The sequence below is a fragment of the Niallia sp. MER 6 genome (assembly GCF_023714395.1).
Lineage (GTDB): Bacteria > Bacillota > Bacilli > Bacillales > Cytobacillaceae > Niallia.
On record NZ_JAMAUK010000001.1, the window covers coordinates 263087 to 279468 of the forward strand.

Here is a 16382-nt window from a genome sequence, read left to right on the forward strand (position 1 = left end):
ATCTAATCTATATGACAAAATGGACAAACAATGACGAGCATTTTCTTTGTAATCTGCTTTTATTTCCGCTAAAGTGTCTGTAATCTTTCCTTTTTCTTAGGTGGATTTTTAAAAGGACCATTAAATTTCCAATAATTTCATCAGGCAAAATAGTTGAAAGTCAAAAAAGGTCAAAGTATAATCATAATTACAAAAGGTCAAAATTGATCAAATTCCAAAAGGAGGATTTTTATATGAAATGTCAAATATGCCAAACTAACCATGCAAATGTGAGCCTGCGTTTTGTTCTAAATAATGAAGAAAACAATGTAAATCTATGCCACAGCTGCTATCAAAAAGAAAAACAAAAAATGACATCTAACCAAATGTTTTTCCAACAATCTTCCCCTTTTGATGAATTGTTTAAATCATTTAATCAAAACTTTCAACAATCAGGGGCAAGCAAGGAAAATCAAGAAGCTCCATCTCATAAAACAAATGGTATTTTAGATAAATTCGGAAAAAACTTAAATCATTTAGCTCATGCAGGTCTGATTGATCCAGTTATCGGCCGCGAGAATGAAATCGACAGAGTGATTGAAATATTAAATAGAAGAAATAAAAACAACCCAGTCCTGATTGGTGAGCCAGGTGTTGGTAAAACAGCAATCGCAGAGGGCTTGGCGCTTAAAATTTCAGAAGGCAATGTACCTAAGAAATTAAAAAACAAAGAAATCTATTTGCTTGATGTCGCTTCCTTAGTAACAAACACAGGCATACGCGGTCAGTTTGAGGAACGTATGAAGCAAATTATTCAGGAAATCCAAGAAAGAAAAAATGTTATCGTCTTTATTGATGAAATTCATCAGCTGGTGGGAGCTGGATCAGCTGAAGGCTCTATGGATGCTGGAAATATCCTTAAGCCGGCTCTTGCTAGGGGCGAACTGCATATCATTGGTGCAACAACGTTAAAGGAATATCGCCAAATTGAAAAAGACGCTGCACTTGAACGAAGATTCCAGCCGATCCAAGTGGCTGAGCCAACTGTTTCGGCAGCTGTTGCCATACTAGAGGGAATTAAAGATAAATACGAAAAATTCCATGAAGTAGCTTACACAGATGAAGCAATTAAAGCATGTGTAGAATTGTCACACCGCTACATTCAAGACCGTTTCTTGCCAGATAAAGCAATTGATTTGCTTGATGAAGCCGGCTCTAAAATGAACTTAGCTTCAAGCTACACAAATACAGAGGAAATTGATAACCGTCTAGCAGAGATTGCTAAACAAAAAGAGGCTGTGTTAAAAGAAGAAAACTATGAAGCAGCTGCAAGCTTGCGCAAAGAGGAACAGGAGCTTGAAAAAGCATTAAATAATCCAAATACAGAAAAACCTGTTGTAGATGTTACGCTGATTCAAGAGCTGATTGAGAAGAAAACTGGCATTCCTGTCGGCAAGCTGCAACAGGATGAACAGCAAAAAATGAAAAACTTGGCAGATAATTTAGAAGCTAAAGTCATCGGTCAAAAAGCGGCTGTTCTAAAAGTGGCGAAAGCAATTAAACGAAGCCGTGCAGGTTTGAAATCTAAAAACAGACCAATTGGAAGCTTCTTATTCGTCGGACCGACTGGTGTTGGTAAAACGGAATTAACAAAAACATTAGCGAATGAATTATTCGGAAGCAAAGACAGCATGATTCGCTTAGATATGAGTGAATACATGGAAAAACACAGCATCAGCAAAATCATCGGCTCTCCTCCCGGTTATGTCGGCCATGAAGAAGCAGGTCAGTTAACAGAACAAGTACGTCGCAATCCGTACAGCATCATTCTGTTAGACGAAATTGAAAAAGCACATCCAGACGTTCAGTCAATCTTCCTGCAAATTTTAGAGGATGGCAGATTGACTGACAGCCAAGGCAGAACAGTAAGCTTTAAAGACAGTGTTATCATCATGACAAGCAACGCCGGCATCGGCCATAAACGCATCGTCGTTGGTTTTGAGAATAACGCTGCATTAGAAGAAAGCACTCTGCTTCAGTCATTAGGCAATTTCTTTAAACCGGAATTCTTAAACCGCTTTGATGCAATCGTTGAATTTAAATCATTAGAAAAAGAACATTTGCTAAAAATTACTGATTTATTATTAGAAGACCTTTCAGATGCACTGGCAGAACAGCATATCACTTTGACTGTTACTGCTGAAGCAAAAGAAAAACTGGTAGAACTGGGAACACACCCAGACTTTGGTGCACGCCCGCTAAGAAGAGTCATTCAAGAGCATCTCGAAGACAGCCTTGCTGACTTTATCTTAGATGAACCAGAGGCTGGCGAACTTACTGCCGTATTAGAAGATGATAACATCATCATTAAACAAGTGAACAGCAGCACGGTTGTCCAATAAATGCTTAAACGCTCAGAACATTTCTGAGCGTTTTTTTTACTTATAAACATTTATCCCGCAAGCTTCACATCTTAGCTTGTAAAAGAATTGCACAAGTTCCGATTCTGTTTGGATAGTGTCAAAAAGGCGTATTAACGTCCTTTTACCGACACGTCTATCAAGCAGAGCTAAGATTTTTATCAGCATATTGCTTGATTGCAAGGATACGTGAATTTGTGTGCTGAAGTATTGTTGCAGCCCATCAAAAAAATCAGCTTGGGCAAAGCTCTCCTCCTTCATGCGTTTATGAGCAAAGTCCCCTCTCGCTGTTGTTTTGACAAAACCATCTAAATCATATACGTTAACTGATGTTCTGACATTCTCTAATTTTTTTCGCTGGACTTATAAAGCTTTGTAAATGCTTTTTTACTTTACTCCATTTCGGTGCAAACATATTAAACCTCCAACGGATAATTTACATCTTTTTCCTTCATTTTAACATATACAACAAAAACAGAGCTGTAATATCCAGAAGGTGAGATACTATTTTCATTTAGCTCCCCTACAAATCAGACATCATTTTACTAAAGAAAATCTACATGGTAGAATAAACATTGGCTTTACACTCTATATTTTTGTAATTTAATAAGACATTAACATGTTACCATATAAATGGTATTCATTTTTTCTACATATTTTTACTTGGTTAGGAGCTACTTTAATGAACTACAAGAAATTATTACTGAGTACGGTTTTAGTGACACTGCTCGCTGCTTGTAATAACGACACTGGCAATGGAGGCACAGAAGAAACTGTTCCAACTACTGTCATACAAAACAAAGAAATTTACAGAATTGCAGAGCCTGTTAAAGTAAATATTGCAAGAGGCGCAATAGTAAACAATGTCGATAATCTAGTCGACATTAAAGAGTTGGAAATGGGCTTGATGGATTTATCAACAGACCAATTCCCAACAGATAACTACTATCTGCAAGAAGGGCAATATTTGGATTCAGCAACGATAAACAGCTGGATTGCAAGAAAGTCAGATGACAAAAATGGCTTAAACCCATCGTTAACAGATACTGGCGACATATTAAAGGACGAAAAGAAAAATCCGAAGGTGCTTTCACATGTGCTCGAACAAGATTATGTGAATAGCAAAGGAAAGATTCAAGGCATCTCTTTAGCTGTTTCCTTAAATAAAATCTATTATATTCGAGCAACAGATGATGCAGGATTGGTTTATACAGACGAAATAAAGGTAGATCAAACAGAAAACGGTAAAAACGAAGTCGAAGAACAAGGGAAAAAAATTGCAGAAACGATTTTGAAGAGAATAAGAGCGAACAGCGATATCCCAGATGTTCCAATATTTTTAACTCTTTATGAAGAAACAAATAAAGGCAATATCGTGCCAGGTAAGTTTTTAGCTTCCTCTTATATTGACAAAAACGACAATACTATTGCTAAATGGAATGACATTAACAGAAAGTATATCGCCTTCCCTTCGAGTACATTTGAAAGCTTAGACCGCTCGTTATCGAATGTTCTTTCGACGCTGGAAGAAGATATACAAACACAGTTTAAATCATTGAACATTATCATGACCGGAAAGCTTCTCTATGAAGAAGACGAGCTGTCCAATATTACCCTTGATATTGAAGCACCTAATATCACCTCTTCTGAAACAACAGCCATGATAGAGTATGTCGGCGGCAAAATTGAATCACAAATACTTCCGGATTATTTACCGATTACTGTTCAACTGTCTGGAACAAATGAAGAATCAAAAGCAATTATGATATGGGACCCTTCTGAAAAAGAAATTAAAACAGAAATATATGAGTAAACGAAAAAACCGGCAAGGAGTATTCCTTGCCGGTTTTTTTTCCTATATTTCATTCTCTGACTTTAGCACCTTTATGAATGCTTAACATACTTTATTAGTAATAAAGGAGTTGATTCATTAATGCAGCCATTCCAGCAATGGCAACAGCAAACGAAACTGCCCCTTTCCATTATACATTTCTAAACAATTTCCCGATATAATGAAGCAATTATCCCCTGCTTATACTGTCTCAGCAGAGCCTGTGTTTCTTGATCACCTATTAGACAAAAACCTGCGCGTTATTATAACAATGGGAGCATTAGATGAAGTATGGAGCGGGGTCGCGATTGACCATATTCCATTAACTGCCGGCGATGCTCATTATCATATTCGCTATCCGCACATCGTTTTGTCGGAAAGCCATAGATTATTTCTAAAACGTCTTTAAAAAAAGAAGACTACATCATAATGATGTGGTCTTCTTTTCCTCTTTAAAGCTTGCTGTCATCAACAGATTGAAGCCATGCATCAATTTCTCCAATTACTGATTCCACACAGCCATCTTCAAATGGAGATATCAGGTTTGCTTCCTTCACCAGTTCTGTGAAAGGCAGGCTTCCCCCCAGCTGGCATAGTTTCACATAATCAGCCCAAGCTTCCTCCTGATTCTCTCTTGATCGCTTCCAGAATTGGAAGGCACAAATCTGGGCAAGCGTATAATCAATATAATAGAACGGAGATGTGTAAATATGGGATTGTCTTTGCCAGAAGCCGCCCCCTTCTAGATAGTCATTTCCATCATAATCTTTATGCGGCAAGTATTTTTGTTCAATTTCTCTCCAGGCCTGCTTTCTTTCCTTCGGTGTTGCTTCCGGATTTTCATAAACCCAATGTTGAAACTCATCAACAGACACTCCGTATGGAAGGAAAAGCAAGGAGGAGCTTAAATGGGAAAATTTATATTTATCTGCATCTTCCTGGAAGAACAGGTCCATCCACGGCCATGTAAAAAACTCCATGCTCATTGAATGTATTTCTGCCGCTTCATATGTCGGCCAGTAGTATTCTGGGATATCAAAATTAGCACCGCTTGAATACACCTGGAATGCGTGTCCTGCTTCATGTGTCAATACATCGATATCACCGGAAGTTCCATTGAAGTTAGAAAAGATAAACGGCGCCTTATAATCCTCAATAAAAGTGCAGTACCCTCCGCCGGCTTTTCCTTTTTTAGCGACTAAATCCATCAGTTCATTTTCATTTAACAGTTTAAAAAACTCGCCTGTTTCTTTTGACAATTCATTGTACATCTTTTGGCCATTTTCAAGGATCCATTCTGAATCACCTTTAGGCGCTGCATTACCTGATAAGAAATTGAACGGCTCATCATAAAATTTTAGTTCTTCTACGCCAATTCGGCTCTTCTGTCTTTCTTTTAACTTAGATGCAAGGGGAACAATATGCTCCTTTACCTGCTCTCTGAATTTAGCAACCATCTCTGCATCATAATCTGTGCGATACATACGGTAGTAAGCAAGCTCAACAAAATTATTGTATCCTAATTTCTTTGCGATTTCGGTGCGGACCTTAACCATATCATCATAAATCCGGTCAAGCTGTGCTTCATTTTCCGCTAAAAAGGCAAACTTCTTCTCATTTGCATCCTTCCGGACAGCACGGTCTTTCGATTCAGTAAAAGGCTCCATTTGTGCCAATGTTCTTTCTTCACCCTCAAAATGAATCTTTGCAGAAGCCATAAGCTTTGTATATTCTGTTGACAGCTTATTTTCCTGCTGCAGCAAAGACATTACTTCTTCGGAGAAGACTTTCAGCTGAGCGTCTGCTAAAGCGAATAATTGTTTGCCCCATTTCGCTTCAAGCTCATCCTTGAATTTCGATTGCACAAGTGCCTCGTAATACTTCGTTTCTAACCCTTCTATTTCAGGAGAGATTTCGTCAATATAATCCTGCTCCTGTTGATAGAATTCATCAGCAGTATCAACCGAATGGCGTATATAGCAAATATTAAACTGTGTGGAAACATTGTTGCGGATCTTATTGATTTTTTCAATTACTGCAATCTGCTGTTCGAGATTTTCAGCAGTTTTAAAGGTTTCTAATAATGCGCCCATCTCTTTTTTTATGCTAGTTACATCTGGTCTTTCGTATGTAAATGCTGAAAATTTCACGTATGTTCCTCCAAGCTATTTTATTTTTCACAAAGCTTTCATAATTATAGTTGTATAACGGAAATAAATCTAATTTCTTATCCATCTATTCTTATTATACAGCGAGCCTCTATATTCCTGCATTCTTAGTAAAACTTGTTTATACTAATATATTATTAGTATAAAAAAAAGAGGGGTATCTCCCCTCTTTAAACAAATTGGTTATTTTTTTCCGCTGGCAGAAAGACCTAATCTTTTTACAAGCTGTATGACGGTTTCCTTTTCTTCAGTGGAAAGCTCAGACATTAGATCATGAATTCTTTGTTCATGGCTTGGAAAGATTGTTTCGATCATTTCTTTTCCGCTGTCGGTAATGGATGCAAATGTCACCCTTCTATCAGTAGGACAGGCAACCCTTTTCAAATAGCCTTTTTCCTCAAGTTTATCCACAACATACGTGATACTTCCGCTTGCCAATAAAATTTTTCCGCCAATTTGCTGCAAAGGCTGATCACCTTTATGATACAGCAGTTCTAAAACAGCAAATTCTGTTGGATTCAATCCATATGTGTGAATAAGTTTATTGACGTTTTCGTTAATTGCTCGATATGCTCTTGACAGCACAATAAATAATTTTAATGATTGATTTGTTTCTTCATTGCCCATATTTATTCTTCCTTTATATAAAAATATCTCGAATTCAAATTAATTATACTTTTTTTCCTTGTATTTGTCAATTTCTCTTCTTACCATACCCTTTTTTTCCGAATGAATCAACAGGATTGTTTACAGACAATTTGTTTAATCGAAAGATAGGCATCTAGTTGCTTACTTCTTTTGGAATTTATGGTATATTATAAGTTTAGAAACAAATCTACTTAAAACATAAATTGGTTATTTTTAATGGAGAAGATGTGTATGATTGTTAAAAAATTATTAATATATATAACTGTTGCCATCTTCCCGTTTCTTCTGGCAGCAGGGATATTATTGTTTACAAAAGAAAAGGAAGAAGTCGCAAAGCATGAGAGAAATGCATACAGAATTGCTTCTGTTCATCAAAGGCAATGGGATAATTTTATTAATAAAACGATTAACTCATTGAATACTGTCAGCATCATGCTGGAATCCTCTTCAGGTAATTGGGATAAAGCTAAACAAAATATCTTCCTGAAAAAGCTCCTGTTACAGGAGCAAATGTATGGAGGAATTTACATACTCGATCCTGCTGGCAATAGAATTGCTGGAACAGACAGGAAAATTGAAGAAATGGCTATCCCTCAAGAAGATTATGTAAAAGAAGCCATTAAAGCAAAAATTGCAACCGTCTCAAACAAAACAGATTACCTTGTCGATGGACAAAAAGTAATCGGTCTTGCCAAGCCAGTTTTAGATGATCAGCAGCATGTGGTGAACTTAATTATTGCTTATTTAAGGGTCGATTATTTATCGAATGTGATGGAAATGCTCACACCCAAAAGCAATATTGCCGTTATTAGCGAAGAAAAAGAAACTATATTAAGTATGAATAAACCAATATCTCTAAGCAGCTCCACAATTGCCTTGCCTATGAACAGCTTACCTTGGAAGATAATTGTAGAGCAAAAAGAAATTAAAACCGAAAAAATCATAACAAAGAACTGGCCTTTACTGCTCATCTTCTTTATATGTTTTCATTTACTGTATTTTGTCATCATTCTTTATCATCACAAAAAGAAAGCAGACCAAGAAAATAAAGAAAATGAACTGCATAAGCTCGAACTGGTCGGCAATATGGCCGCTAGTTCTGCACATGAAATTAGAAATCCTTTAACTGGCATCAAGGGCCTCGTACAGCTGTTAAGTGAAAAGCATAAGGATGCGGAAGATCAATTCTACTTCTCGATTATTCAAAAAGAGATTAATAGAATTAATGAAATAGTCAGCCAGTTTCTGATTTTGGGCAAACCGACAGAACTTAAAAAACAGCTTTTAAACATTGAAAACATTGTTACAGAATTAAAGCCCCTGATCCTCTCAGAGGCAAATCTTTATAACGTAGAATGTCATTTTGAAATTGCCAAAAAAAAGCTGTTTGTATATTGCAATGCTGATCAAATGAAACAGGTCATTCTAAACATTACGAAAAACGCATTAGAAGCAATGGAAAACGGCGGTACACTGACAATTAAATTAAAAGAATTGAATAATCGTGTCAGCATTACGGTATATGACACTGGTGTAGGTATTCCTGAAACAGAACTGAAAAAGCTGTTTGAACCGTTTTATACATCCAAGTCATCTGGAACAGGCTTAGGTCTTGTCGTATGCAGAAGAATTATTCAATCATTCAATGGGGAGATATATCTTTCAAGTGTGGAAAACAAAGGTACGAAAGTGGATATTATCCTGCCGTTAAATTCATAACAAAACATATCAGAGCCTTTAGCAAAAAGTCCTTATCTATATAAGGGCTTTCTACATTTCTTAATGAGGCGAGGCGACGATGGCTCTTGCTTTCATACTTTATTAAAAACTCTTAGAAGGGATATAGTGATAGATGCTAATCTTAAATGCGTAAACTGTCCATAACCCTTCAGCATTAATCGAAGGTTTTGTTTTGTCATCATCCTTCATGCTGTTTTTCTTAATAAAAGAAAACTTTCCTTATGTACAAAAACATCGTTACTTTTCCAGATAAAATAATGCATGGCGCAAAATCGAAATGACTTTACCTGATTTGTTACAAGAAACTCTCGTTGTCTTTTATATTTGGAATATAACAGATTGTCCCAAGGAGGCGAGAAGAAAGGATATTGACTTTCAGCCATTAACGTATTCTTTTTTAAATGGAAGGCAATGTTGTAAATGTTTCATAGTATCTCTGAAATCTTTTTGTGCTGGTAGACGAGATGCTTTGGCCATACGATCATTGATTTATAGGATTTTTTCACAAAATTCATCTTTGTCTTTTGCAGCCGCACATGCAATTGATACTGAAAAATCAGCTCATCGAGTTCCTGACTGTATTCGACTGTTTCCTCACTCGTATACCCTGAACGTTGCGCTTCCTCAATCATCACCTCTCTCTTCTTTTGGATAGCAAGCAGTAATTCTTGTTTCCTCGGTTGCACTTTCTTTTCCTCCTAATCGTATTTATATTAATTATTTGTAAAGACAAATTCACGTTTACTTGATGAATTATTACAAGAAAATAAATAAAAGTAAATAGAATCGCAATATTAGACATTTTTTTCTTTAAAATAGGTATTTGGAATTAGAATAGTCAAAAAATAACTGGATTTTCGACAAATAAACCTTCAAAAACCTCCATAACCCCCCAAAAACATGAAGCGCTTTCATTTTATTTTTGAAAAATATTATTGTTTAAGTGCTTTTTATCGCTAAATCACCATACAAAATTTTACATTATTTAGCCTTTATTTTCGACGTTTTCTTTCAGAAAAGGAAAAACCCGCCTGCTTTACTTTACGACGGGTTTTTGCAAGTTATTCATTAGCCAGCTTTCTGAGCCGTTCTACAGCCTCTAAAAGCCGTTCTTCTGATGTGAGCAAGCCTGCTCTGACATATCCTTCTCCATATTCTCCAAATCCTGTTCCTGGCGCTACAGCAATATGAGCCTTCTCTAATAAATAGTCTGCAAACTGCTCAGAAGTATAGCCGTCAGGTACCTTCAGCCATGCAAAAAACGAGCCGCTCGGCGCCTCCACCTTCCAGCCGATACTTTTTAATCCATTGATGAAGACATCCCTTCTTCGTTGATACATGCTGTTTAGCTTGTCTACTTCCTCAAGGGAACTGGTCAGAGCTGTGATAGCTGCTTCTTGTACTGCTCCGAACAAACTGACATACAGATGGTCTTGGTAAAGGTTTAGTGCAGAGATTATACTTTTGTTTCCTACTGCAAAGCCTACTCTCCATCCTGCCATATTAAATGTTTTCGATAAGGTGTAGATTTCAATGCCGGCATCCTTCGCTTTCGGGGCGGAGAGAAAACTGATTGGTTTTTTTCCGTCAAATCCAATTGCTCCATAAGCAAAATCATGAACTACACAAATATCATGTTCAAGGCTTAGAGATACTGTTTCTTGGAAGAATTCACTCGTCGCCGTAGCCCCAGTCGGATTATTGGGATAATTTAAGAACAGCAATTTTGCTTTCTCCAGCACAGAATTAGAAAGCTTACTATAATCTGGAAGAAATTGATTCTTCTCTTCAAGAGGCAGCATTACCATCTCACCTTGTGCAAGTGCCACACCTGACAAATAATCAGGATAGCCAGGGTCTGGCAGCAGCACCGTATCACCTGGATTAAGAAGACATTGAGGTATTTCCACTAAACCAGCTTTTCCTCCGAACAAAACAGCCACCTCTGTTTCCGGGTCTAAATCTACGGCGTATTCTCGCTTGTAAAATTCAGCAACCGCTTTTTTTAAGGCAGGATAGCCTCTAAAAGGGGAATATTTATGGTTGATTGGCTTTTCTGCAGCATTCTGCAGGCTTTTAACAATATACTCAGGTGTTGGTTGGTCAGGATTGCCTTGACCTAAATTAATTACATCACAGCCCTTTTCGGTGTACGACGCTACCTTTTCTACAAGAGATGCAAAAAATTGAACTGGGAGTCTGTCTAACAAGGCTGATTGACGATATTCCTTCATTCCTTCTACCTTCTTTCTAAATTAATACACGTATTTTAATACAGTCGTCTTTTTTCTTGATGCACTTCACCTAGAAAATATATAATATTCAAATTATTTATGTTATAAAAGAAGCAAGGGAAGTAAACGTAAATGTTGTTTTTCATTATAAGCGATAAAATTCAAGATGAATAGAGGGTGATTTTTCTGGAATGGAACATAAGCATCATTCAAATGGATATTGTTTTTGGTGATCCAAAGCAGAATTTTCTTGCTGCTGAAAAATGGATTAAAGAAGCCTGTGCAGGAAAGCAGACAGATATTGTCATTCTGCCAGAATTGTGGACGACAGGCTATGATTTGCCACAGCTTGACACTATTGCAGATAAACATGCAGAGAAGGCAATCAGCTTTTTGCAACATCTCGCTAGGAGCTATCAAGTTCACATTATCGGAGGTTCTGTTGCCAATAAAAAGGAGGATGGGATTTTTAATACACTTCTTGTCATTAATAAAGAAGGAGAGTTAATACATACTTACGACAAGCTCCATTTATTTAAACTCATGGATGAACATCTTTATTTACAAAGCGGAACAGCAACTGGGCTCTTTCAGCTGAATGGAGAAACGGCAGCAGGTCTGATTTGCTATGACATTAGATTTCCGGAGTGGGTCCGTACACACACTTCCAAAGGAGCTAATGTGCTGTTTGTATCAGCAGAATGGCCGCTTGCAAGGCTTGCTCATTGGAGAGCACTCTTAATTGCCAGAGCTATTGAAAATCAGTGCTATGTGGTCGCATGCAATAGAAGCGGTTCTGATCCTGCAAATGTGTTCGCAGGCCATAGTATGATAATTGACCCATGGGGAGAAATTGTCGGAGAAGCAGGAGAAAACAGTGAAATCCTAGCACGGACCATCGACCTAGCTAAAGTATCCGAGGTACGAAACATGATTCCAATTTTCTCTGATAGAAGACCAGAATATTATGGATAAGAAATAGGGATAGATGATTCTATCCCTATCATTTTGCCCACATTTCCTCCGGGTTCAATTCATAAATATTATTTTCCCTATACATGAAATGGTTAATGATAAATTCTCTGCGAATCGTCGCATAATCATCAAAAAACCTTTTGATATATTCATTTAATTCTTTCTCTTCGTATTTTATGCCTTCTTTAAGCCCCTTTATGATATGGCGAAAGATGATTAATTTCTTCTTTCTTTGTGCAGGGATATTCTTGAGCCTTCCGTCTGAACCGATAAAATTCTCGATAATCTTAGCTGCTTCTTCATTATTCCTATTCATATCCAACGACTGCTCTCCTTTCTCCAATAGAGACAATTTAACAAGCGCTTCTGCCTGTTGGGAAATGACTGATTTATTTAAATAAAAATAAATCGTGTTTTTTTCTCTTCGTTCATACACTACATTTATTTCTCGCAGTTTCTTTAAATGGTGTGTGATAGTAGGTGCTGTCAATCCTAATTTGCCTGCAAGAGCAGTACCATTCCACGGCTTTGCTGCTAGTAAAGCAATAATTCTGATTCTTGTTGGATCACCGATTGTTTTGTGGAAAGCGACCAGCCTGTCTAACTGCATATAACCACTCCTAAATTAGATAATCATCTAATTAGATAATAATAAAAAGACTTCTGTGCTGTCAAGAAGTCTTTTTATTACGTAAAATTATGTTGATTTGAGCTTCATTGCTTTTTGCGCGGAAGATAAATATGAAATTTCGTACCTTCCCCCTCTTCCGACTCTACTTCAATTTTCCCAGCATGCTCTTTAATAATTTTGAAGGAAACCATCAAGCCTAAGCCTGTGCCCTTTTCCTTCGTTGTATAAAATGGTTCTCCGAGCTTTGCTAGTTTCTCTTTACTCATCCCATTGCCATTGTCTTCAATTGTGATATGAAAATATTCCGGAGTGGACTTTATGCTTGTCTTGATCTCTCCTCCTACTTCAAGCACCTCAATCGCATTTTTGACAATATTAATAAAGACTTTTTTTAATTGGTTTGGTTCACAAAACATTTCTGTAAGGGAATTTGTATAATTTCTTGTAAATTGAACATTATATAAGACCGCTTGTGCATTGAGAAGGTCTAGTGTCTCATTCATAATCTGCTGCAAATCCGCTTTAACAAACTTAACGTTTTGCGGTTTTGACAGCAGCAGGAATTCATTGATGATCGTCTCAATCCTGCTGAGCTCTGATTTAATAACAGTGAAATACATCGGATGCTTTTCACTGTCATTGCTGCTTTCCAGTAATTGTATGAATCCTTTTAATGCAGTCATTGGATTCCTGATTTCATGGGCAATTCCAGCTGCAAGCTCCCCGATAACATGAAGGGTGGAGGACTTTCTTATCTGCTCCTCGAGTATCGCGTTCTCTGTTATATCTCTTAGAGCGGTTATGCTAAAGCCAGAATATATATTATACTTGTTCCGAAATTCCAGCTGTGTCCAATCATCTCCGTTAAAGGAGGCAGTATAGATACCTCTGTTCTGCCCTTCCTCTCTTAATGAAAGAAGTTTTGGCTTAATCTCTTCTCCAATTGATTTCCCTTCTGGCAAATAATCAATCAGGTTTAAGCCAAGCAAACTTTCTTTATCCTTTTGAAGCATTCGCAATGCGGCTTTATTAATATCACTTATGTTATAATCCCTGTCCCATAGAATAACACCATCAAATACTTCCTCAAAAATTGTTTCAAACATGCTTTTGCTGTCAAGCAGCTCCAGTTCCATATTATAGCGTTCTGTAATATTGCGAAAAATACTCATATGAAGACCTTCAACAGAATGAAGCTTTGTTGTGAACTCTAGCAGCTTTTTTTGCCCATTCGGCATCAAAAACATCAGCTCATCCCGATGGGAGTTTTTGCTGCATAAGCTTTTAATAATATGAATATAGCTGTCGTCCTTTTTATAGACATAATCACTGATTTTTTTCCGTTTCATTTCTTCCAGACTGCTTTCAAAGATAGCCAAAGCTGCCTTATTTGCTGAGACAATCTCGCCGTTTTCCTTCCATAGAACGATTCCATCTAGTGCTTCTGTAAAGAAATCGTGAAATAAAGCAGCATCCTTTCGTTGCCTTCTTTCTAAATTGCGCAAATACGTGACATCTTTTAAAACAGCTAAAAAATATGGATACTTAGTTATTCTGGATATATGGATTTCAGAAAAGGAGTCTCTCGCGGGATTTGCCATTGACAGAACAGCTGTTTTTGCGTCTTTTTCGAAAGACTGTAAGCTGATCCAGTTCCTCAAATCATCTCTGTACTCTTGCGGAAGATAGTGAGTAAGGTTACGCCCAACCATATCTTTTTTGTGGATGTGAAATATATCTTTTATTGCATAATTTACTTCCAGGATTACTCCCTTTTCGTCCAGTATGACCATTCCTTCACTGGAATTCTCAAAGGCCGCTGTTTTCAGCTCCTCGACCATTTCTCTGCAATTCTTTTCATCCTTCAGCCGCTTATTCTCTTGTTCCAAAAAGCTGATTTTCTTTTTCAGCTGCTGGATATGCTGCATTTCTTTTGTATAGATTTCACCAGACAAGGATTTCCCGCCTCTCGTAAAACTTGGTGCATTATTTATTCTACAAAATTCGAGAAAATCCTTTACAGTTACAAAATAAATTAATCATAAAGTTAGTCAACCAAGTTAAGGAAAATTTCAGATGCTTGTATTAACCTTAAATTTTCAATTAAAAAAGTTTATTTACAAAAATATTTCACTTTTATTAATAAGTAGATATTTAGTTAACAACTTGCAAAAAACAGTTTAGCTATTGTTTATATGTGCTATAAATAATAGTGGCTAAACAGCCAATCATCTGCCTGAAACGTTTTCCGATTGACTATATTTGGAAATGGCATTGCTGCTAAAAGGTTAGCTTGCAAAGAAGGGAGAACAATATGAAGCAAACCCGAGATTATTACTTTGATAATGCAAAGTTTCTGTTGATTTTTTTCGTTGTATTCGGTCATTTTATTCAATCTTTTAATAGTGACAGCAATAGTATTTATAGTTTGTATAAAGTCATTTACACTTTCCATATGCCGGCATTTATTTTAGTTTCCGGATTTTTTGCGAAAGGGATTTACGGGGAAGGTTATGTACAAAAGTATGTAAAGAAGCTGATATTACCATATATTATCTTTCAGGTTATATACAGTATCTTTTATTTTTATCTTTACGGAAAATCAAGCTTAACGGTTGATCCATTAAGTCCGCATTGGTCACTTTGGTTTTTAATCAGCTTATTTTTCTGGAATATGCTATTGCTGGGCTTTTCCAAGCTGAAGCCAATTTATGGCTTGTCAATAGCAATGTTTTTCGGCCTTGCAATCGGATTTGTTGATTGGACTTCCAGCTACTTGAGCCTTACAAGAACATTTGTATTCTTTCCCTTGTTTTTATTAGGCTATTATATGAACAAAAAACATTTTGAGTGGGTCAGAGCAAAGCCTTTCAAAATAGGAGCCATTCTTATTTTCGTGAGTTGTTTTGCTGTATTTTATAATTTCCCAGATATAAATCACCAATGGCTATTAGGATCGAAGCCATATGATGTGTTAGCTTCTTCTTCGTTTGAAGCAATATTAGTCAGACTTGGTTTCTACTTATTGAGCTTTTTAATGATTTTCTGCTTTTTTGCCTGTGTGCCGCAGAAGCAATATTTCTTTACTCGATTTGGTAAAAACACGCTTTATGTTTATTTATTACACGGTTTCTTTATCCGGATTTTTCGGTCAACTGATTTGCAGGAAGCGTTCACTACACCGAAATCTTATTTTCTCATCGTGCTAATGGCTTTTCTGCTAACATTAGTACTGTCAACCAACTTGGTAGCATCACTAGCACAGCCATTTATAGAATTCAGGACAACTAAAATGCAAAAATGGTCTACAAAAACAAGCTATAAAGAGAAGCTCTTTTAAAGAGGCTTCTCTTTTTAGCTTATGACAATACCGTTATTTTCTTTTGCCGCTTTTTACTTTGTCTTTAGTCAAAGCCCCTGTATCATAAAGTTTGCTTGCATTAAGATCGCCAAACTCCTGGCCAAATTCTACATTAGCTTGTTCTTTTTTATTTTTATTCGCTTTTTTTGCCATTATTATCTCCCCTCTCTTCCATGCTTGGAGTTTCGATTAGCATTCTTCATCGGGTCCTCGCCGCGAATGAATTCAGCGGAGAACTCTGTTTCCTGGATGTTCTTTTTAGGAGTTTTGCTGTATTTTTCAACAGCATTGAATTCTGCCTTTCTTTTCGCCATATGATCGTCTCCTTTAATGGATGGTACAAACCTATTTTTTGCAAATTACAGGAACGTATCCGTACCATGATATGACAATCC

Annotated in this window: 14 protein-coding genes and 1 pseudogene; 6 read left to right on the forward strand and 9 right to left on the reverse strand. The window is 36.8% G+C overall.

The features are described from left to right. Positions 1-233 precede the first annotated feature (233 nt). The gene (locus M3600_RS01325; protein WP_251644617.1) at positions 234-2381 is read left to right on the forward strand and encodes an ATP-dependent Clp protease ATP-binding subunit; all 2148 of its coding nucleotides are present in this window, start codon (positions 234-236) and stop codon (positions 2379-2381) included. Between the two features lie 36 nt (positions 2382-2417). On the opposite strand, the pseudogene M3600_RS01330 reads toward M3600_RS01325, so the two are convergent. Continuing rightward, positions 2418-2690 (reverse strand): annotated as a pseudogene (locus M3600_RS01330) (SF0329 family protein); the annotation flags it as partial. A gap of 391 nt (positions 2691-3081) precedes the next feature. Here M3600_RS01330 and M3600_RS01335 point away from each other — a divergent pair. Both M3600_RS01335 and M3600_RS01340 read left to right on the forward strand, forming a co-directional pair. Further along, positions 3082-4212 carry a CamS family sex pheromone protein gene (locus M3600_RS01335; RefSeq protein ID WP_251644619.1) on the forward strand — a complete coding sequence of 377 codons (1131 nt, stop codon included), beginning with the start codon at positions 3082-3084 and terminating at the stop codon, positions 4210-4212. Positions 4213-4411: 199 nt separating this feature from the next. Further along, positions 4412-4639: a YuzF family protein gene (locus M3600_RS01340; RefSeq protein WP_251644620.1), complete on the forward strand. Its 228-nt coding sequence runs from the start codon at positions 4412-4414 to the stop codon at positions 4637-4639. A gap of 43 nt (positions 4640-4682) precedes the next feature. Here the strand turns inward: M3600_RS01340 and M3600_RS01345 are convergent, their stop codons facing one another. Further along, a complete protein-coding gene (locus M3600_RS01345) occupies positions 4683-6380 on the reverse strand; it encodes a M3 family oligoendopeptidase (protein WP_237941140.1) in 1698 nt (565 codons plus the stop codon). A gap of 201 nt (positions 6381-6581) precedes the next feature. After that, positions 6582-7025, reverse strand: a complete 444-nt coding sequence (locus M3600_RS01350) for a MarR family winged helix-turn-helix transcriptional regulator (RefSeq protein ID WP_233314645.1) — start codon at positions 7023-7025, stop codon at positions 6582-6584. A gap of 252 nt (positions 7026-7277) precedes the next feature. On the opposite strand from M3600_RS01350, the gene M3600_RS01355 reads away from it, so the two are divergent. Continuing rightward, positions 7278-8765, forward strand: a complete 1488-nt coding sequence (locus M3600_RS01355) for a PAS domain-containing sensor histidine kinase (protein WP_251644621.1) — start codon at positions 7278-7280, stop codon at positions 8763-8765. A gap of 446 nt (positions 8766-9211) precedes the next feature. Here M3600_RS01355 and M3600_RS01360 read toward each other — a convergent pair whose 3' ends face one another. After that, on the reverse strand, positions 9212-9472 hold the full coding sequence (locus M3600_RS01360; protein ID WP_251644622.1) for a Spo0E family sporulation regulatory protein-aspartic acid phosphatase: 261 nt from the start codon (positions 9470-9472) through the stop codon (positions 9212-9214). Between the two features lie 375 nt (positions 9473-9847). Further along, positions 9848-11020 carry a pyridoxal phosphate-dependent aminotransferase gene (locus M3600_RS01365; RefSeq protein WP_237941137.1) on the reverse strand — a complete coding sequence of 391 codons (1173 nt, stop codon included), beginning with the start codon at positions 11018-11020 and terminating at the stop codon, positions 9848-9850. A gap of 186 nt (positions 11021-11206) precedes the next feature. Here M3600_RS01365 and M3600_RS01370 point away from each other — a divergent pair, with 186 nt between their 5' ends. Then, entirely contained in the window at positions 11207-11995 is a 789-nt protein-coding gene (locus M3600_RS01370; RefSeq protein WP_251644691.1) for a carbon-nitrogen family hydrolase, read from the forward strand. A gap of 28 nt (positions 11996-12023) precedes the next feature. Here M3600_RS01370 and M3600_RS01375 read toward each other — a convergent pair whose 3' ends face one another. Beyond that, positions 12024-12605 carry a DUF2087 domain-containing protein gene (locus M3600_RS01375; RefSeq protein WP_233314650.1) on the reverse strand — a complete coding sequence of 194 codons (582 nt, stop codon included), beginning with the start codon at positions 12603-12605 and terminating at the stop codon, positions 12024-12026. Between the two features lie 104 nt (positions 12606-12709). After that, the gene (locus tag M3600_RS01380; RefSeq protein ID WP_233314651.1) at positions 12710-14581 is read right to left on the reverse strand and encodes a PAS domain-containing protein; all 1872 of its coding nucleotides are present in this window, start codon (positions 14579-14581) and stop codon (positions 12710-12712) included. Positions 14582-14940: 359 nt separating this feature from the next. Here M3600_RS01380 and M3600_RS01385 point away from each other — a divergent pair, with 359 nt between their 5' ends. Continuing rightward, entirely contained in the window at positions 14941-15966 is a 1026-nt protein-coding gene (locus M3600_RS01385; RefSeq protein WP_251644623.1) for an acyltransferase family protein, read from the forward strand. Between the two features lie 33 nt (positions 15967-15999). On the opposite strand, the gene M3600_RS01390 is transcribed toward M3600_RS01385, so the two are convergent. Both M3600_RS01390 and M3600_RS01395 read right to left on the reverse strand, forming a co-directional pair. After that, complete coding sequence (locus M3600_RS01390) at positions 16000-16140, reverse strand: hypothetical protein (RefSeq protein WP_233314653.1); 141 nt, start codon at positions 16138-16140, stop codon at positions 16000-16002. Positions 16141-16142: 2 nt separating this feature from the next. Next, entirely contained in the window at positions 16143-16301 is a 159-nt protein-coding gene (locus tag M3600_RS01395) for a hypothetical protein (RefSeq protein ID WP_233314654.1), read from the reverse strand. Positions 16302-16382 lie beyond the last annotated feature (81 nt).

Coding starts and splice junctions, on each gene's coding strand:
- M3600_RS01375 (WP_233314650.1), bottom strand. CDS start 12,605: ATGCAGTTAGACAGGCTGGTCGCTTTCCACAAAACAATCGGTGATCCA.
- M3600_RS01335 (WP_251644619.1), top strand. CDS start 3,082: ATGAACTACAAGAAATTATTACTGAGTACGGTTTTAGTGACACTGCTC.
- M3600_RS01365 (WP_237941137.1), bottom strand. CDS start 11,020: ATGAAGGAATATCGTCAATCAGCCTTGTTAGACAGACTCCCAGTTCAA.
- M3600_RS01325 (WP_251644617.1), top strand. CDS start 234: ATGAAATGTCAAATATGCCAAACTAACCATGCAAATGTGAGCCTGCGT.
- M3600_RS01385 (WP_251644623.1), top strand. CDS start 14,941: ATGAAGCAAACCCGAGATTATTACTTTGATAATGCAAAGTTTCTGTTG.
- M3600_RS01355 (WP_251644621.1), top strand. CDS start 7,278: ATGATTGTTAAAAAATTATTAATATATATAACTGTTGCCATCTTCCCG.
- M3600_RS01350 (WP_233314645.1), bottom strand. CDS start 7,025: ATGGGCAATGAAGAAACAAATCAATCATTAAAATTATTTATTGTGCTG.
- M3600_RS01340 (WP_251644620.1), top strand. CDS start 4,412: ATGAAGCAATTATCCCCTGCTTATACTGTCTCAGCAGAGCCTGTGTTT.
- M3600_RS01395 (WP_233314654.1), bottom strand. CDS start 16,301: ATGGCGAAAAGAAAGGCAGAATTCAATGCTGTTGAAAAATACAGCAAA.
- M3600_RS01390 (WP_233314653.1), bottom strand. CDS start 16,140: ATGGCAAAAAAAGCGAATAAAAATAAAAAAGAACAAGCTAATGTAGAA.